The organism is Thioalkalivibrio sp. ALJ24, assembly GCF_000377785.1.
Lineage (GTDB): Bacteria > Pseudomonadota > Gammaproteobacteria > Ectothiorhodospirales > Ectothiorhodospiraceae > Thioalkalivibrio.
On the sequence record NZ_KB898728.1, the window covers coordinates 193581 to 211216 of the forward strand.

Annotated in this window: 16 protein-coding genes; 12 read left to right on the plus strand and 4 right to left on the minus strand. The window is 69.0% G+C overall.

Annotated features, from left to right (window positions below):
• The first annotated feature begins 63 nt into the window (after positions 1–63).
• Together amrB and amrA are read left to right on the plus strand one after the other, a co-directional pair.
• Complete coding sequence (gene amrB / locus D571_RS0108290; protein ID WP_026287714.1) at positions 64–867, plus strand: AmmeMemoRadiSam system protein B; 804 nt, start codon at positions 64–66, stop codon at positions 865–867.
• Positions 864–1460: an AmmeMemoRadiSam system protein A gene (amrA, locus tag D571_RS0108295; RefSeq protein ID WP_018936217.1), complete on the plus strand. Its 597-nt coding sequence runs from the start codon at positions 864–866 to the stop codon at positions 1458–1460. Before amrB ends, amrA begins: the two co-directional genes overlap by 4 nt.
• Here amrA and D571_RS0108300 read toward each other — a convergent pair.
• Both D571_RS0108300 and D571_RS0108305 read right to left on the minus strand, forming a co-directional pair.
• The gene (locus tag D571_RS0108300; protein ID WP_018936218.1) at positions 1409–4567 is read right to left on the minus strand and encodes an efflux RND transporter permease subunit; all 3159 of its coding nucleotides are present in this window, start codon (positions 4565–4567) and stop codon (positions 1409–1411) included. The genes amrA and D571_RS0108300 overlap by 52 nt on opposite strands.
• On the minus strand, positions 4564–5694 hold the full coding sequence (locus tag D571_RS0108305) for an efflux RND transporter periplasmic adaptor subunit (protein ID WP_018936219.1): 1131 nt from the start codon (positions 5692–5694) through the stop codon (positions 4564–4566). The genes D571_RS0108300 and D571_RS0108305 overlap by 4 nt, the downstream gene beginning before the upstream one ends.
• A gap of 127 nt (positions 5695–5821) precedes the next feature.
• Here D571_RS0108305 and D571_RS0108310 point away from each other — a divergent pair, with 127 nt between their 5' ends.
• The 3 genes from D571_RS0108310 to D571_RS0108320 all read left to right on the plus strand — a co-directional run bounded on the left by D571_RS0108310 (position 5822) and on the right by D571_RS0108320 (position 8667).
• The gene (locus D571_RS0108310; protein ID WP_018936220.1) at positions 5822–6922 is read left to right on the plus strand and encodes a diguanylate cyclase; all 1101 of its coding nucleotides are present in this window, start codon (positions 5822–5824) and stop codon (positions 6920–6922) included.
• A gap of 132 nt (positions 6923–7054) precedes the next feature.
• On the plus strand, positions 7055–7891 hold the full coding sequence (locus D571_RS0108315) for a transglutaminase family protein (RefSeq protein ID WP_018936221.1): 837 nt from the start codon (positions 7055–7057) through the stop codon (positions 7889–7891).
• Positions 7891–8667, plus strand: a complete 777-nt coding sequence (locus D571_RS0108320) for a polysaccharide deacetylase family protein (RefSeq protein ID WP_018936222.1) — start codon at positions 7891–7893, stop codon at positions 8665–8667. The genes D571_RS0108315 and D571_RS0108320 overlap by 1 nt, the downstream gene beginning before the upstream one ends.
• Before the next feature lie 33 nt (positions 8668–8700).
• Here the strand turns inward: D571_RS0108320 and D571_RS0108325 are convergent, their stop codons facing one another.
• On the minus strand, positions 8701–10263 hold the full coding sequence (locus D571_RS0108325) for an AAA family ATPase (protein WP_018936223.1): 1563 nt from the start codon (positions 10261–10263) through the stop codon (positions 8701–8703).
• Positions 10264–10400: 137 nt separating this feature from the next.
• On the opposite strand from D571_RS0108325, the gene D571_RS0108330 reads away from it, so the two are divergent.
• The 4 genes from D571_RS0108330 to D571_RS0108345 all read left to right on the plus strand — a co-directional run bounded on the left by D571_RS0108330 (position 10401) and on the right by D571_RS0108345 (position 13711).
• The gene (locus D571_RS0108330; RefSeq protein WP_018936224.1) at positions 10401–10922 is read left to right on the plus strand and encodes a PAS domain-containing protein; all 522 of its coding nucleotides are present in this window, start codon (positions 10401–10403) and stop codon (positions 10920–10922) included.
• Positions 10923–11004: 82 nt separating this feature from the next.
• Entirely contained in the window at positions 11005–11373 is a 369-nt protein-coding gene (locus D571_RS0108335) for a hypothetical protein (RefSeq protein WP_018936225.1), read from the plus strand.
• Between the two features lie 19 nt (positions 11374–11392).
• Positions 11393–12679: a peroxiredoxin gene (locus D571_RS0108340; protein WP_018936226.1), complete on the plus strand. Its 1287-nt coding sequence runs from the start codon at positions 11393–11395 to the stop codon at positions 12677–12679.
• Between the two features lie 69 nt (positions 12680–12748).
• Positions 12749–13711 (plus strand): SLAC1 anion channel family protein, encoded by a 963-nt coding sequence (locus D571_RS0108345; RefSeq protein WP_018936227.1) that lies wholly within the window; start codon positions 12749–12751, stop codon positions 13709–13711.
• Between the two features lie 21 nt (positions 13712–13732).
• Here D571_RS0108345 and trxC read toward each other — a convergent pair whose 3' ends face one another.
• Complete coding sequence (gene trxC, locus D571_RS0108350) at positions 13733–14167, minus strand: thioredoxin TrxC (protein WP_026287716.1); 435 nt, start codon at positions 14165–14167, stop codon at positions 13733–13735.
• A 165-nt stretch (positions 14168–14332) separates the two neighbouring features.
• On the opposite strand from trxC, the gene proV reads away from it, so the two are divergent.
• From proV to D571_RS0108365, 3 genes are all read left to right on the plus strand, one after another.
• Positions 14333–15502: a glycine betaine/L-proline ABC transporter ATP-binding protein ProV gene (gene proV / locus D571_RS0108355; RefSeq protein ID WP_018936229.1), complete on the plus strand. Its 1170-nt coding sequence runs from the start codon at positions 14333–14335 to the stop codon at positions 15500–15502.
• Positions 15503–15511: 9 nt separating this feature from the next.
• Positions 15512–16627 carry a proline/glycine betaine ABC transporter permease gene (locus D571_RS0108360; protein ID WP_018936230.1) on the plus strand — a complete coding sequence of 372 codons (1116 nt, stop codon included), beginning with the start codon at positions 15512–15514 and terminating at the stop codon, positions 16625–16627.
• An 85-nt stretch (positions 16628–16712) separates the two neighbouring features.
• Positions 16713–17579 (plus strand): glycine betaine ABC transporter substrate-binding protein, encoded by an 867-nt coding sequence (locus D571_RS0108365; protein WP_018936231.1) that lies wholly within the window; start codon positions 16713–16715, stop codon positions 17577–17579.
• The last annotated feature ends 57 nt before the right edge of the window (positions 17580–17636 follow it).

Genomic DNA, 17636 nt, shown 5'->3' on the forward strand with positions numbered 1-17636 from the left:
GAATGTGGCCTCCGAGGTCCCACAATTCAAGGATAGATGAGGACCAAGCATATGGAGCCGGACATGTCCGACAGCCCCGCCATCCGTGAACCCGCCGTCGCCGGGCGCTTCTACCCCGCCGAGGCCGCCGTACTGCGGCAGATGGTGGAGGGCTTTCTCGCCGAGGTGTCGCCGCCGGAGGCGGATGCCCCGGCGCCCCGGGCGATCGTCGCCCCGCACGCCGGCTTCCCGTTTTCCGGTCCGGTCGCCGCCTCGGCCTACGCCCGGTTGCGCCCGCTCGCCGACCAGGTCCGGCGCGTAGTCCTGCTCGGGCCCTCGCACCGCGTGCCGTTTCGCGGGATCGCCACAACCGACAGCGCGTACTACCGCAGCCCGCTGGGCGACATCCCGGTGGATCGCGAGGCCGTGGATGCCCTCGCCGGCCTGCCCGGCGTGCAGTGCCTGGAGGCCGCCCATGGCCCGGAACACAGTCTGGAGGCGCAGCTGCCGTTCCTGCAGGTCGTGCTGGAGGATTTCCGCCTGATCCCGCTGGTCGTCGGCGATGCATCGCCGGACCAGATCGAGGCGGTGCTCGACCGGCTGTGGGACGACCCGGAGACCCTGGTGGTGGTGAGTTCGGACCTGTCGCATTTCCACGACGAGGCCACCGCGCAGCGCCTGGACGCGGCGACCCAGCAGGCCATCGAGCGTATGGACGACAGCGCGCTGGGGCCGGAAGAGGCCTGCGGCTGTCGCCCGCTGGCCGGGCTGCTGCGAGCCGCACGGCGCCGCGGACTGGACATCACCACCCTGGACCGGCGCACCTCGGCGGATACCGCCGGCCCGCGCGACCAGGTGGTGGGTTACGGCGCCTGGGCCCTGCAATGACGCTGCCATTCGAACCCGATCCTGCGGCCCGCGCGCGGCTGACGGAAATCGCCGACGCGGGCATCCGTCACGCCGCCGGCGACGGCGCTCGGCCCATGGTGGACCCCGTGGCCGAACCCGCACCGCTGGACCGCCCCGGGGCCAGTTTCGTCACCCTCAAGCGCGAGGGCGAACTGCGCGGCTGCATCGGCTCGCTGGAGGCCCGCCATCCGCTGGCGCAAGACGTGCTCCACAACGCAGTGGCCGCGGCCACGCGCGACCCGCGTTTCGTCCCGCTGGACGCCGGCGAACTCGCGGGCCTGGAGTACTCGGTGACCCTGCTGGGACCCTCCGAGCCGCTGGAGGCCACCCGCCGCCACACCCTGCTGGACCGGCTGCGGCCGCACGAGGACGGGCTGATCCTGCAGGCAGGGCCGCGACGCGCCACCTTCCTCCCGGCGGTCTGGGAATCCCTGCCCGATCCGGAGGCCTTCGTCGACGCCCTGCTGCGCAAGGCCGGACTGTCGCGCCATCCGTGGCCCGAGGGCCTGCAGGCCTGGCGCTACGGCTCGTTTGAGATCCCGGGGCGCATCCGGTCGCGCAGCGACTCGTAACGTGTGCGCATGCGATCCAGCAGCACCAGCATCGCCGGGGTAAACAGCAGGGTCAGCGGGGTGGCGAACAGCAGCCCGCCGGCGATCGCCGTGGCCAGCTGGACCCAGAAGCCGGTCACCGGTGCGCCGATGTAGAAATCCCGCCCGGCGAAGTCCACCGTCCAGGCCAGCACCATCGGCAGCAGGCCAAGGATGGTGGTGATGGCCGTCAGAAGTACCGGACGCATGCGCTGGGCCGCCGCCCGCAGGGCCGCCTCGTGCGCCGTCAGGCCGCGCCCGCGCTGCTCGTTGTAGTTGTCGATCAGCACGATGTTGTTGTTCACCACGATCCCCGCCAGCGCCAGCACGCCGATCCCGCTCATCACGATCCCGAACGGCTCGCCGCGCGCCAGCAGCGCGAGCAGCACCCCGGCGGTGGAGAACACGATGGCGGACATCACCAGCAGCGCCTGGGAGAAGCGATTGAACTGGGTGACCATCATCGCCAGCATCAGGAACAGCGACATCGCGAAGGCGCCCAGCAGGAAGCGCGCCGCCTCCTCCTGCTCCTCGGCCTCGCCGCGGAAGCGCACCTCCACCGCGTCGTCCAGTTCGCGTTCGGCCAACCGCGCCTGCAGCGCCCGCACCCGCTCGTCCACCAGATAGCCCGGAGCCGCATCCGCCTCGATGGTGTAGGCGCGCTGGCCATCGAGGCGCTTGATCAGCCCGGTGGCCGGGACCGGTACCAGCTCGGCGAAGTTCGCCAGCGGCACCAGCCCGCCCGGCGCCGGCAGGTTGAGGTTGGCGAGCTGCTGCAGGTGGCGCTGCTCGGCCGGCAGCCGCAGGCGGATATCGACCTCCTCGTCGGTGAAATCGGGGCGCCAGCTCCCCAGCAGGATCCCGTCGGTCAGCAGCTGCACGCCGTCCCCCAGCAGCGGCACGTCCACACCGAAACGCGCCGCCTGCTCGCGGTCGAAGCGCACCTCCAGCTCCACCCCGGGCAGCGGCAGATCGTCGCCGATGTCCTCGAAGCCGCCCAGTTCGTCCATCTGCGCGCGGATCTCGCGGATCACCGGCGGGATGCGCCCGGGCTGCTCGCCGGAGGCGACGATGCGGATCGGCCGGCCCTCGCCCGGCCCGTGTTCCTGCGCCCGGAACTGCAGCCTCAGCCCGGGCAGATCGGCGGTGCGCTCGCGCAGCTCGGTAATCACCACCTCGGCCGGCGGGCGCGTGCGCCAGTGGGTCAGCTCCAGCTGGATGACCCCGACCACGTCCTCCGGATAATCGCCCTGCAGACGGGCGAGCTGGGTCCCCAGGGTACGCGCGTAGGCGTGTTTCACCTCGGGGGAGGCCATCAGGCGTTCCTCCACCTGACGCACCAGCGCATCCGCCTCGCGCACCGACAGGTCGCCGCGCGCCTGCACCTGGACCTGCACGTTCTCGGGCTCGATCGACGGGAAGAACTCCACCCCGCGGCCGAAACTGGCATAGGCCGCATAGGCGAGCAGCAACAGGCCCAGGGTACCGGCCAGGGTGAGGCCCGGCCGGTCCACCAGCGGTCGCAGCATGCGGATGTACCCGGCGGTGATGCCATGGAGCTGATCGAAATGCCCCTCGTCCGCAGCGCGCACGTAGCGGGTCTGATCGGCATTGATCGGGCGCGACGGGCCGATCACCGAGCCCAGTACCGGGATGAACACCAGCGCCATCGCCAGCGACGCGATCAGGGTCACGATCACGGTGGCCGGCAGATAGACGATGAACTCGCCCACCATCCCCGGCCAGAACAGCATCGGCGCGAACACCGCCAGGGTGGTGCCGATGGCGGCGGTGATCGGCCAGGCCATGCGCTGGGCGGCGGCACGGAAGGCCTCGATGCGCCCGCGCCCCTCGGCGATGTAGCGATCCGCCAGTTCCACCACGACCACCGCGCCATCCACCAGCATCCCCACCACCAGGATCAGCGCGAACAGCACGACGATGTTGAGCGTGAAGCCCAGCAGGTGGATGGCCAGGATCCCGCCGAGGAACGCCCCCGGGATCGCCAGCCCCACCAGCAGCGCGGCCCGCCCGCCCATCATCACCAGGATCACCAGCGCCACGATCAGCACCGCGGTGATCACGTTGTTCTCCAGGTCTCCCAGCAGGTCCTCGACATCCCGCGCCTGGTCCTGGGTCCAGGTCACCTCCAGCGCCTCGGGCCAGTCCGCGCGGGCCTGCTCGACCTCCGCGCGGGTGGCGGCCGCGACCTCGAGGATGTTGGCATCCGACTGCTTGCGCACCTCCAGCGAGACCGACGGCTGCCCGTCGATGCGCGTGAAGCCCTCGGGGTCACGATAGCTGCGGCGGACCTCGGCCACGTCGCGCACGCGCACCACGGTGTCGCCATCCACCCGCACTGCGGTATCCAGTACGTCGTCGATGTCGTCGATCGTGCCGGGCACCCGCAGCGGGATCCGCCCGACCCCGCTGTCCACCGCGCCGGCGGCCACCAGTCGGTTGTTGCGTTCAATCGCACGACTGAGATCGCCGAAGGACAGCTCGTAGGTCTCCAGCACCAGCGGGTCGACCAGCACCTCCATCTGCTCCTCGCGGTCGCCGCCGATGTCGGCCTCCAGCACCCCCGGCAGGGCTTCCACCCGGTCGCGCAGTTCACGCGCCAGGCGCACCAGGCTGCGCTCCTCCAGCGGGCCCGAGAGGTTCAGCGTGACGACCGGGAACAGCGACAGATCGACCTCGGACACCGAGGGTTCCTCGGCCCCGTCCGGGAGTTCCGGGCGCACCAGATCGACCTCCTCGCGCAGGTCCGACAGGGCGCGGCGGTTGTCCCACCCGGGTTCGAAGTCGATGCGCAGCAGGGCAAAGCCCTCGCCGGCCCAGGACTGCATCTCGTCCACTCCGGGGATGCCCTGCAGCTCGCGCTCCAGCGGCTGCACCATCAGCCGTTCCGCATCCTCGGGCGAGACCCCGGGATAGGGCGCGGAGACGAAGAAGATCGGGATGTCGATCTCGGGGGCGGCCTCGCGCGGGACCACCGACCACGCCAGGGCGCCGGTGACCAGCAGCAGGAACAGCAGCAGCAGGACCGTCCGGGCGCGTTCCACCGCCCAGCCGATCAGCGCCTTCACCGGATGACCTCCGGAACGCGCGGCACGCGCGCCGGGGCGTCCTCCTGCGGCTGCGGCCGCACCCGCTCACCGGCGCTGACGAACCCCTGCCCGACAGTGATCACCCGGGCGAGCTCGGGCAGACCCGTCACCCACACCCCGTCCGGCCCGGTGCGCACCACCTCCACCGGGTGGAACACCACGCGGTCCTCGTCGTCCACCGTCTTGACCCCGATGCGGCCGTCGTCCTCCAGCGCCATCACCGCCGGCGACAGTCGATGCGCGGGCACGCTGTCGGTGGGGATCTCGACCCCGGCGCTGATGCCCGACGGCAGCTCGCCGTCGGGATTGGGGATCTCGACCTCGACGCGGAAGGTGCGGGTCCCGGGTTCGGCCAGGCGCGAGACGAACCGGACCTCGCCCTCGGCACGGCGGCCGTCGAGGAAGCGGATGCGCGCCGGCAGCCCGGTATGCACCCGCGCGATCTGGTGCTGCGGGACCTGCACCACCGCGACCAGCGGATCGTTGTCGACGATCTCGGCGACCGGATCACCTCGGCCGACGAAATCGCCGCGCTCGGCCAGACGCTGATGCACGATCCCCGCCAGCGGGGCCCGCACCTGCGTGTTGCGGATATCCAGTTCCACGGCCTCGCGCTCGGCGCGCGCCGCCTCCCGCTCGGCCTCGCGGGCCTCCAGCTCGGTACGCGATGCATGGCCCTGGTCGTGCAGCCGGCGCGTGGCCTCGTAATCGCTCTCCGCTCCGCGCTCGCGGGCAATCGCCTGGCGCAGGCGTGCCTCGCGATCATCCATGCGCAGGCGCGCCAGCAGATCGTCGGTGCTCACCTCGGCGCCACGGTCCACCGCCCAATCGGCGACCTGGCCGGCGGTTTCGGCGCGCACGCGCACCCGCTGGTCGGGGTCCACCCGTCCCTGCAGGTTAAGGATCCGTTCCACCGGCACCGCCTCCTGCCAGACCACGGCCACCGTCATGGGCTGGGCCTCACGGGGCTCCGGGGCAGTTTCGTCCTCGCGCATCACCACGCCCGAAACGATCCAGACGATCGCCAGCAGCAGGATGCCCGCAGCGGCCAGCCAGCGCCCGTGCAGCCGGCGCCCGCCGCTCGTCCCCGACTCCCCGTCTTCCATCAACAGCCCCTCGGTGCGTGCCTCTCTGGCGGGTCTGTTCCGCCAGTGTCACTATAACGCGCGTGGACGGTCGACCGGCAGCGGCCACCGTCCCGGCCCCATACACGCACCCGTGCGGCGAGATCCGATGCAGGCACCCGGCGAGGACGACCCGGCGGAGGAATTCCGCCGCCACGAGGAGCGCAAGCGGCTGGTCTACAGCGTCGCGCTGCTCGGTGGCATCGCGATCGCTCTGCTGAGCTGGTGGTTCCGCGAGCCCGGCGACCTGTTCCTCGAACGGCTCTACCCCCCGTTCGCCGCCGCGCTGGCCGTACTGCTGGTGCTCCTGCGTCAGCGCTACCTGCCGCTGGCGCAGATCGAAGCGCTGACGGTGGCGACCGCCGCCGCGCTGATCCTCGGGCGCCTGGCCTGGCACCTGCATTTCGCGGCCGGCATCGAGGCGCAACTGATGGTGCTGGTGGGGGGGCATTACTGGGCCGTCGGCATCCTCATCGCCGGTGCCTTCGTGATGCTGGACCGGCGGCGCGGGACCTGGGCCGGTCTCGCCATCCTGCTGATCTCCCTGCTGCTGGCCGGGAGCGCCGCCCTGGTCGAGATGCGCGGGCCCCGGCCGCCCTCGGACGAGGCCCTGATGTACCTGGTCCGCGTGCATGTCTTCCTCGGCCTGCTGCTGGCCCTGATGGCCGCGGCCGCCGGCATGCGCGACCAGCTGCAGCGGGCCCTGCTGCGCGCCGAACTGCTGCATGACTGGGCCACCACCGATCCACTGACCGGGCTGGCCAACCGGCGGGCGGCGGAGGCGGCGCTGGAACGCGAGATCGCCTATGCGCGCCGCTACGGGCGTCCGCTCAGCGTGATCATGGTGGACCTGGATCACTTCAAGGTGATCAATGACCGCCACGGACACGCCTTCGGCGACGCGGTGCTGCGGGAGATCACTCGTCGTCTGGACGCAGGCATGCGCGACAGCGACCTCGCCGCACGCTGGGGCGGCGAGGAGCTACTGGTGATCGCACCCGGCATCGACACACCGGAGGCGGCCGAACTGGCCGAGCGCTGCCGCCGGGCCATCGCCGACCAGACGATCGAGGGGATCCGGATCACGGCGACCTTCGGGGTGGCCGCGTTCCGTGACCACGACGACCGTGACCGGCTGGTCGCACGCGCCGACCGCCGGCTCTACGCCGGCAAGAACGCCGGGCGCAACCGGGTCGTCGCCGGTGATTGAACGCCCCCCGGGGTCGGGTGGTGGCGGCCTCCGGCCGTCCGGGTGCCACACGCCCCGCGAGGGCTCCGCTGCGAGCGCGATTTCGGGGTTACACTGCCGGCAGCGATCACCCAACAGGAACGGACGGCAGGCATGTGGCTGAGGGTCACCAGCGAACTCGAGATGAACCTGACGGTGGCCAGCCCGATGCTGCTGCTCCTGCGACCGCGCAGCGACGCCTACCAGTGGGTGGCCACCGACCGCTACCGGGTCAGCCCCGACATCCACGTTGCCGAATACACCGACCGCCACGGTAACCTGTGCCAGCGGCTGATGGCGCCCGCCGGCCACTTCGCGGTACATGTCAGCGCCGACGTGCGCATCCGTCCGGAGGACATCGACGTCACCGACGCCCCGTTCGTGCCAGTGGAACGGCTGCCCGACGAGGTCCTGGTCTATCTGCTGCCCAGCCGCTTCTGTGAAGCCGACCGACTTGGCGCCCGGGCGTGGGAGATCGTGGGCGGGCGGCGACCGGGCCACGAACAGGTGACCGCGATCTCGCGCTGGATCCACGCCCGCATCGACTACTGCCCGGACACCGATCCGGCACCCATCGCCGCCAGCGAAGTCCTCGCCCGGGGCAGCGGGGTATGCCGCGACCTCGCCCACCTCGGCATCGCCCTGTGCCGCAGCCTCAGCATCCCGGCGCGTCTGGCGGTCGGCTATGTACACGGGCTGGAACCGATGGACCTGCACGCCTGGTTCGAGGCCTTTGTCGGCGGGCGCTGGCACACCTTCGATCCGACGCAGGCAAACCCCGGGACCGGCCGCGTGCGGCTGGCCTACGGTCGCGATGCCACCGACGTGCCGCTCTACCATCTGTTTGGCCCACCGGCCATCCCCACGCGCATGGAAGTCGACGTCCAGCTGATGACCGATCCGGGCCCCGTCCACGCCGGCCCTGCTGCTCCGCCCCCGGAGAACTCCTGATGCGCCCGTCGCGAGGCATCTCTGCCGCCATACTGCTGCTCCCCGGCCTCGCCGCGGGCTCCGGGGTCAGCCCGCCGGAGCATCTGCTGGCGGCCTTCGCGGAACGCCATCCGGGGCTGGCCGAAACCGCCTCCACGCCCGCCATCGACCCCGCGCCGCCGCAGGTCATACACCACGGAAACCGCGACCGGGAGCGGGTGGCGCTGACCTTCGACGCCTGCAGCGATCACCAGCACAACGAGGTGGATGACCGGATCCTCGACATCCTGCGCGAACAGGAGATCCCCGCGACCCTGTTCCTGGGAGGTCGCTGGATGGCGGAACACGCGGAACTGACCCGCGAACTGTACGACGACCCGTTGTTCGAGATCGGGACCCATGCCTGGGGGCACCCGGATCTGACGGAACAGTCATCCCAGGAAGTCGAGCGGGACATCGGCCTGGCCCAGATGGTCGCGCACGCCCTGACCGGGGAATGGCCCCGGCACTTTCGCGCGCCCTACGTAGCGATCGACGAAACCGTCTGGCACACGGCCGGCGCGCTGGGCGTCCGGACGGTTCAGCACGACGTGGCCAGCGGGGATGCCGACCCCGAAGCCGGGCCGGAGCGGGTCGCGGAACACGTGCTCGACCGGGTAGCCGGCGGCAGCATCGTGGTGCTGCATTTGCACGACCCGGAGCTGCCCACCGCCGCCGCCCTGCCCGCGATCCTCGACGGACTGCGCGAACGGGACCTGGAGCCGGTGCGAATGGACCGGCTCTACGCGCCGGAGTGATCCGCCGCCGGCCGGACCGATCGGCCCGCGGACTCAGCGCGAGGCACCACCCGTGTCGCGGTCGGTCTCCTCCGATTTGCGCGGCTTCTTCTGTTCCGCCCGCGAGGCATTTACCGCGCGCTTGAAGCTCCAGTTCCGCAGCTCGCGGATCTGCTCGACCATGGTCTTCGACAGCGGCACCGTGTTGATCGCCGCGCGGATGATGTCCTTCTGGTTGAAGGCGCGTCCCTCGCGGTAGGCCTCGATGCGTGCCGAACGCACGACCTGCTCGATCTCGGCACCGCTCCATTCCTTGGTTGTGGCGGTCAGATACCCCAGGTCGAACTGCCCCGGATCGCCGCCATGACGACGGATGTGCAGCTCCAGGATCTCGCGGCGCTCGTCGGCATTGGGCAGATCCAGGAAGAACAGCTGGTCAAAGCGCCCCTTGCGCATCAGCTCCGCCGGCATCAGCTCGATGCGGTTGGCGGTGGCCGCCACGAACACCCTGGGCGATTTCTCCTGCAGCCAGGTCAGGAAGCTGGAGAAGATGTTCACGTTGCCGCCGCTGCCGGTGGAATCGAAGCCGAAGGCGTTCTCCAGCTCGTCGATCCACAGCACCACCGGCGCGATCTCGTCGGCGATGCGCGTCGCCCGGGCAAACGCGTATTCCGGCGTACCGAAGCTGCCCGAAAGCACCAGGCTCATGTCCAGCCTCGCCAGCGGCAGGTCCCAGGCCGCCGCGATGGCCTTGGCCGCCATGCTCTTGCCGCAGCCGGAGACCCCCATGAACAGCACGCCAGCGGGCAGCGGGACGCCGTCCTCGTAGGCCTTCTCCGAGAACAGCTCGGCTCGCGTGGTGACCCACTCCTTGAGCACGCCCAGACCGCCGATATCCTCCAGCGAGCGCTGCGGAGGATAGAATTGCAGCACGCTCTCCTTGCGCAGGATCTGCCCCTTCTCCTCCTGCACCTCGCGCAGCAGGGTATCCTCGTCCACGTCCTGCATGCGCATCAGCCGCGCGGCAAGATGCCCCGCCTCGTTGAGCGATAGCCCGCGCATGCCCGCGGCCAGGCGGAACAGTCGTTCGCGCGGGAAGGCCTCGGCTCCGCGGCGCCCCTCGAGAAATTCCAGCAGCTCTTCCTCGTCGGGCAGATCCACCTCGACCAGGAAGAGCTCTTTCTTGACGATGTCCGGCAGATGCAGCTGCGGGCAGCTGACGAACACGACGTTGCTGGTCCCCTTCAGCTCGTAGTAGAGATCGCGCAGGCCACGCACCAGTCCCGGGCGTTCGTCGAACCAGACCGGCAGGTCCTTGAACAGGGTCATGCGCGGCGGATCGCGATGCCCGGCGATGCGCGCCAGCGCCGCCTCGGGATCGTGCACCGCGGCGTCGACCTCCACCGCGGCATCGGAACCTGCCTGATCCGGTGCCGCAAAGCCGCGCGCCGCCGACCAGACCTGCAGTCGGCCATCTTCGCCGTAGTACTTGCGCGCTACCTGCTGCAGCAGGCGCTCGATGCGGTCCTCGTCCCATCCCTGCAGATAGATGATCGGATAGCGTGAGCGCAGCCCGCGCAGGACTCGGTCCACCGTCGGGTTTCGCTTCGCCGCCATGCCCCCTCCTGATTCCGGAAATGGGCCCCAGTATAGACCTGCCCGCAGGCCTGCCGGATACCCGCTGGCGCCGCGGCGGGTTTGACCGCCCCCCAGTGGTTGTGGTTGTTTTCACCCAACAGATGAAGGGGGCCAGCATGGTCGACCGCAGCCTGACCGGGCACGAAATCATTCTCGAACCGCATGACACGATCCAGTCCCGTACGGATACCCGCGGGGTCATCGATCTGGCCAACAACACCATGATCCGTATCTCGCAGTACAGCCGCGAGGAACTGATCGGAGCCCCCCACAGCATCCTGCGTCACCCGCACATGCCGCGCGCCGTGTTCTACGTGATGTGGCAGATCATCCAGGCGGGCGACGAGTTCTTCGGCTTCGTCAACAATCGGACGAAATACGGCGACAATTACTGGGTATTCACGCGCGTGGCGCCCCGCAAGGCGGCCAGCGGCGAGATCACCGGTTACAGCTCGGTGCGCATCCGCCCCAAACGCGAGGCGGTGGAGGAATGGTCGAAGATCTACGCCGACATACTGGCACTGGAACAGAAGTACCCGCGCGAGGAGCAGGTCCAGGCCGGCTATCAGGCGATCCAGAAGGCCATGCGCAAGCGCGGCTTCCGCAACCTCACCGACTGGGTGATGAAATCCGTGTAGTCGCGCGGGGTTGTGTTGCGCGAACCACCCCTGCGGCTTAATGTCTCACACGGTACGACACATCTCTTCGAGGCCCTGCCCCATGTACGCCAGAGTGGAAGATCCCCGGCAACAGGAACGCGAACTGCGCGCCCGGCGCCGCTCCCTCAATCTGCTGACGGCCGCCACCGCCGCCGTGCTGGCGTTCTGGGCCCCGCCCGGCTACGACTCGCCGGTGGCCACGGTGGCTCAGGCGGACTGGGCGCAGCTGGACTGGCCGGGCACCGAATCGCCCGGATCTGCCGAGGTGACCGAATTCCGTCCGCAGCTCCCGCCGCCGGGCGTGGACGCCGACCAGGTGACCATGGAAGAGACCGAGGACACCCCGATCCTGACCCTGGACCGCGAGCTGGAACGCACCTCCGGCGATCTGCGTTCGCGCGAGCGCGTCGAGCGCGCTGACCTCGACTGATCCGGCCAGGCAACCGCCGATGCCGGGGGCCCTGCTCGCCTTCCTGCTGATCGCGCTCCTGCCCGCCGCGGCCGTGGCCGAATCCCCCGCGGCCACCGCGATCACCGCCGGGGGCGAACCCGTACCGGTGGAACGCTACGCCGCGGACACCGGCCCCGTCCTGCTGTGGTTCCCCTCCGAACACGGCCTGCAGGACGAACACCGGGAACAGGCCCTAGCGCTGCAGGCGCGCGGTGTGGAGGTCTGGCTCAGCGATCCCTTCAGCGGACACTTCCTGCCCGAGGCCGCTTCTTCGTTCGACGAGATGCCGGTGGCGACAGTACCCGACCTGCTGGACGCCGCACGCGAGGAAACCGAACGCCCGGTGTTCGTCTTCGCCAGTGACCGTGCCTGGCCCTGGCTGCTCACCGGGCTGCACCAGTGGCAGCAGGCCAACCCGGGCGCGGAGGATCTCGCCGGCGTGCTGATGCTCAGCCCGTTCCTGCACACCGGGGCGGATGCCGACGAACCCGAGCTGCAGCCCGTCGTCCACCTCAGCAACCTGCCGATCTTTATCCTGCAGCCGGCCCAGTCCCCGCAGTTCCAGCATCTGGGCCGGGTGCGCGCCGCGCTCGCGGAGGCCGGCAGCTCGGTGGGCGTGCGCATCCTCCCGGAGATCCGGGATCGCTATTTCTTCCGCCCCGACGCCACCGCCGGCGAACGCCTCGCACGCGAGGCCATGCCGGGCGAGCTCCTGCGCGGCATGGACCTGCTGGCGCGCACCCCGGCGGCGCGCGAACCGCGCGTGCCCGCGGACGATGTCGACCTTGCCGTGCGCACCCCGTCGGGCACCGACGCACGGCTCAACCCGGTGGAGGACAAGCCGGAAGCGCCGGAGCTGATCCGCCCCGATCTGGAAGGTAACGAGCACGATCTTCGTGATTACCGCGGCGAAGTCATACTGATCAACTTCTGGGCCAGCTGGTGCCCGCCGTGCGTCCACGAGATGCCGTCGATGCAGCGTCTGGAAGATGAGCTGCGCGACGAAGGCTTTCGGATCCTCGCGGTGAACCTCGGCGAGCCGGAAGACACCATCCGCGCGTTCATCGAGGACGAGGTAGAGACGGAGTTCACCATTCTGCTCGACCCGCAGCAGGAGTCGCTGGAAGACTGGCGCGCCCTCGCCTTCCCCACCAGCTACGTGGTGGACCGCGAGGGGCACGTGCGCTACGCCCTGTATGGCGCCATCGAATGGATGGAGCCCGGAGTCATCGAACAGATCCGCGGCCTGCTGGAAGAGTCCACGGAAGCCCCCGACGCCGACTGAAGCCCCGAACGTGCACATCGATGACCGTTTCCCTAGGATACGGGCATCCCATTCACTTCGAGGACGACCATGACGGAAAACACCGAGGGACGACTCCCCAACCTGCCCGTACCCCTGTTCGCCACCGTGATGGGCATGGCCGGGCTGACCCTGGCCTGGCGCACCGGAGAAATCGTCTGGGATGGCCCGACCACGATCAGCGCCGCCCTGACCGGGCTCACCACGGTGCTGTTTATCTTCCTCGCGATCGCCTACCTGTCGAAGCTCAAGGGATGGCCGGACAAGGTGAAAGAGGAATTCAACCATCCGGTCAAGCTGAACTTCTTCGCCGCCACCTCGATCTCGGTGATCCTGCTGTCGATGCTGTGGCTGCCGGTAGCGGAAGGCACGGCGCTGGCCCTGTGGATCGTGGGCGTGATCGCCCATCTGCTGCTGACACTGGTCGCGATGGCGCGCTGGACCGGGTCACAGCCGATGCCGATCGAGTCGATCAACCCGGCCTGGTTCATCCCGGTCGTGGGGAACATCCTGATCCCCCTGCCCGGCGTGGCCTTCGGCCTGATCGAACTGTCGTGGTTCTTCTTCAGCATCGGCCTGGTGTTCTGGATCGTGCTGATGACGCTGGTGTTCTATCGCTTCATCTTCCACGACCCGCTGCCCGAACGGATGATGCCGACCCTGGCCATCCTGCTGGCACCCCCGGCGGTGGGCTTCCTCGCCTGGCTCGAACTGACCGGCGAGGTGGACGCCTTCGCGCGTATCCTCTACTACATCGGCGCGTTCCTGTTCCTGCTCCTGCTGGTGCGGCTGCCGGCGTTCTTCCGCTTGCCCTTCTTCCTCTCCTGGTGGGCCTATTCGTTCCCGGTGGCGGCGTTCAGCATCGCCACCATGCGTTTCGGAATGCACGGCGAGATGCCGCTGATGGAAACCCTGGGGGTGATCCTGCTGGCGCTGACCACCATCCTGATCGTCGGACTGGCGCTGCGCACCCTGAAGGCCGCCCGCGCCGGGGAAATCTGCAAGCCGGAGTAATGACCGCCGGCGGCGGACGGCTCACAGGACTTCCCGCGCCCAGCGGATGATGTCCGCCGCCCGCATCGCCCCTGGCTGACGGGCCACCTCCCGGCCCTGTTCGAACAGGACCAGGGTCGGGATGCTGCGGATGCCGAACCGCCCGCCAAGAGCGGCCTCGGCATCGGTGTTGATCTTCGCCAGCCGCACCTGCGGTTCGAGTTCGGCCGCCGCGCGTTCGAACTCGGGGCCCATCATCTTGCACGGGCCGCACCACGGCGCCCAGAAATCCACCAGCACCGGGAGGTCCCCGCGTTCCAGATGGCGGTCCGCCCGTGCCGCGGTCAGCTCCACCGGCCGCCCGGCGAACAGCGGCGCATGGCACTGACCACATTTCGGGGCCTGTTCCAGCCGCCGGGACGGGATGCGGTTCACGGCGTCGCAGTGCGTACACACCACGTGCAGGGAGTCGGTCATGACGTTGTCCTCGGGCAACCGGTCTCGCTTCCTGTATAGCACGCCACGAGAGTGATACGTTGCACAAGACTGACAAGTTCTGTATCAGTATATGCAGACCTGCCGAATACACCCGGTCTGCGAGCCGCACCACGACGCCCCACCCGAACCCCGAACGGTACGTGCATGAGTGACAAGCTCGTCGTAGAGGACGTCTACAAGATTTTCGGACCGCACCCGCATCGCGCCCTGGAACTGATGAAGGAGGGGCTGGACAAGGATGCGATCTTCGCCCGCACCGGCAACGTCGTCGGCGTTCGCGAGGCCAGTTTCAGCATCCGCGAAGGCGAGGTGTTCGTCATCATGGGACTGTCGGGTTCCGGCAAGTCGACCATGGTGCGGATGTTCAACCGCCTGTTCGAACCGACCTTCGGACACATCTACGTGGATGGCGAAGACATCACCCGCATGACCGACAAGCAGCTGATCGAGCTGCGCCGGCGTGACATGTCGATGGTGTTCCAGTCGTTCGCCCTGCTCCCGCACAAGACCGTCATCGAGAACGCCTCGCTGGGCCTGGAGGTTTCCGGCCATGGCCATGCCCGTCAGCACGAACGCGCAATGCAGGCACTGGAGGCCGTGGGGCTGGGTGCCCACGCCAACAGCTATCCCGACCAGCTCTCCGGCGGCATGCAGCAGCGGGTGGGCCTGGCCCGCGCGCTGGCCACCGACCCCACCATCCTGTTGATGGACGAGGCCTTCTCCGCACTGGATCCGCTGATCCGTACCGAGATGCAGGACGAACTGCTGAGCCTGCAGCAGGAGAAGAGTCGCACGGTGGTATTCATCTCGCACGACCTCGACGAGGCCATGCGCATCGGCGACCGCATCGCCATCATGCAGGGCGGGCAGGTGGTACAGATCGGCACCCCGCAGGAGATCGTGTCGAACCCGGCCAACGATTACGTGCGTTCGTTCTTCTATGGCGTGGATGTCAGCCAGGTGTACTCCGCCGGCGACATCGCCAGCCGCGATGCCGTGCCGCAGCTGCGCAGCGGAGATACGGATGCCGCCGGCGCGCGCCAGCAGCTGGGTACCAATGGCTGTGCGGTGCTGCTGGACGAGAGCGGTTCATTCCGCGGCCTGGTGTCGGCGCGCAGCCTGTCAGACGCCGCCGACCTCGACGCCGCACGCATCGCAGACATCGACACCGTGGATGCCAGCACGGCGATGTCCGACATCCTCGGCCGAGCCGCCGCCAGCGACTGGCCCCTGGTGGTGGTGGAAGACGGGCGCTTTGTCGGCACCCTGTCGCAGCGCGACATCCTGCACACCCTCGACCGCACCCACCAGTAGGCCCATTCCATGACGCAAGACGAACCGGACCTCCAGGACCACGAAACCATCGGGCCGCTGGAAACGCTGGCCGACTGGTTCAGCGAGACCGTGCTGGAGCCGATCACCATCGGCGACTGGATCGCGGACGGGGTCGACTGGATCGGCGACAACCTCCAGGGGCTGCTGGACGGGATCGAGGCGGTCATCCGCGCGCTGGTGGACGCGACAGAGTTCCTCCTGCTTTACCCGCTTTGGCTGACCGCCTTCCTGATCGCCGCGGGCGTGTGGATGCGCTTCGGCGTCAAGGCCGGAGCCATCACCACCGGCGTACTGGCCGCGGCGTTCGGACTTGGCCTGTTCTCCGAAACCGTGCAGGCCCTGCTGTGGTTCCCGCCACCCTGGGTGCTGGCCGTGCTGATCGTGCTGGGCGGGATCTGGCGCGTGGGCTGGCGCTTCGGGCTGTTCGCGGCGATCGCGCTGCTGCTGATCTTCTCCATGGACCTGTGGCCGGAGACCATCCGCACCCTGTCGCTGGTGGTCGCCTCGTCGATCGCCGCGCTGATCATCGGCATGCCGGTGGGCATCGCGATGGCGCGCAACGACACCGTGGAGATGCTGGTGCGTCCGGTGCTGGACCTGATGCAGACCATGCCGCCGTTCGTGTACCTGATCCCGGCGGCGATCTTCTTCGGCCTGGGCACGGTGCCCGGGGCGATCGCCACGCTGATCTTCGCCATGCCGCCGGCGGTGCGCCTGACCAACCTCGGCATCCGCCAGGTCAGCCGCGAGCACGTCGAGGCCGGTCAGGCCTTCGGCTGCACGCCGCGCCAGCTGCTGTTCAAGGTCCAGCTGCCGCTGGCGATGCCGTCGATCATGGCCGGGATCAACCAGACCATCATGCTGGCGCTGTCGATGGTGGTGATCGCGTCCATGATCGGCGCCGGCGGCCTCGGCGGGACCGTGCTGACCGGCATCCAGCGCCTGCAGGTCGGCGTCGGCTTCGAGGGCGGTCTGGCGGTGGTGTTCCTTGCCATCCTGCTCGACCGCATCAGCCAGAGCTTCGGCCAGCGTCGACGCGAGGGCAATGCCTACGGCAACCTGCTGCGCTGGTTCTTCAGCGGCCGTCAGAAGGCCGGCGCCTGACCATCGTTTCATCCACCCGGCCGCCCCGATCGCGAGTCACCGACGGCGGCCGAACGCTGCAAGAGCAACAAGGAGAACCGACGCCATGAAGAAGACACTGCTGACCACCGCAACCGCCGCCGCCCTGTCGCTGGGCATGGCCACCTCCGCCGCGCAGGCGGACGACGTGCGCATCGGCTGGACCGCCTGGGCCGATGCCGAATTCATCACCCAGGTCGCCGACCGCGTGATCCAGGAACGCCTGGACACCGGCGTGGAGCTGGTGCAGACCGACATCGCCCCGCAGTACGCCGGCCTGGCCGGGGGTGACCTGGACCTAATGCTGATGTCCTGGCAGCCGATCACCCACGAGGACTACATCGAGGAATTCGGTGACGAGATCGTCGACCTGGGCGTGCTGTACGAGGATGCGAAGCTCGGCTGGCTGGTCCCGGAATATCTCTACGACATGGGCCTGACGTCGATTGAGGACCTGCAGGACGACGAGTGGCAGAACCGCCTGAACGGGCAGATCCAGGGCATCGACCCGGGCGCCGGTCTGACCCGTCTGTCGCATGACACCATCGAGGAATACGGCCTCGACTTCGACCTGATCGAGGCCTCCGACGCCGCCATGACCGCCGCGCTGGACCGCGCCATCCGCCGCGACGAGGCGATCGTGGTCACCGGCTGGAGCCCGCACTGGAAGCTGGGTGCCTACGACCTGAAGTACCTGGATGATCCGAAGGAAGCGCTGGGCGGCGCCGAGACCATTCACGCGATGTCGCGTACCGGCTTTGAGGAGGACTTCCCCGAGGTGGCGGCCTTTGCCGGTTGCGTGAGCATCGACATCGACCTGCTCAACGAGTACATGTATCTGGCCGATGAGGAGTCCACCGGCCACGCGGTGGACAAGTTCTTCGAGGACGAGGCCGACAAGATCGATGAGTGGGTGGCCTGCGCCCGCAACTGATCCGCTCTGCAGGAACCAGCGGCAGCCGCGCGCTGCCCTCCGGGCCCGGCCTTCTGG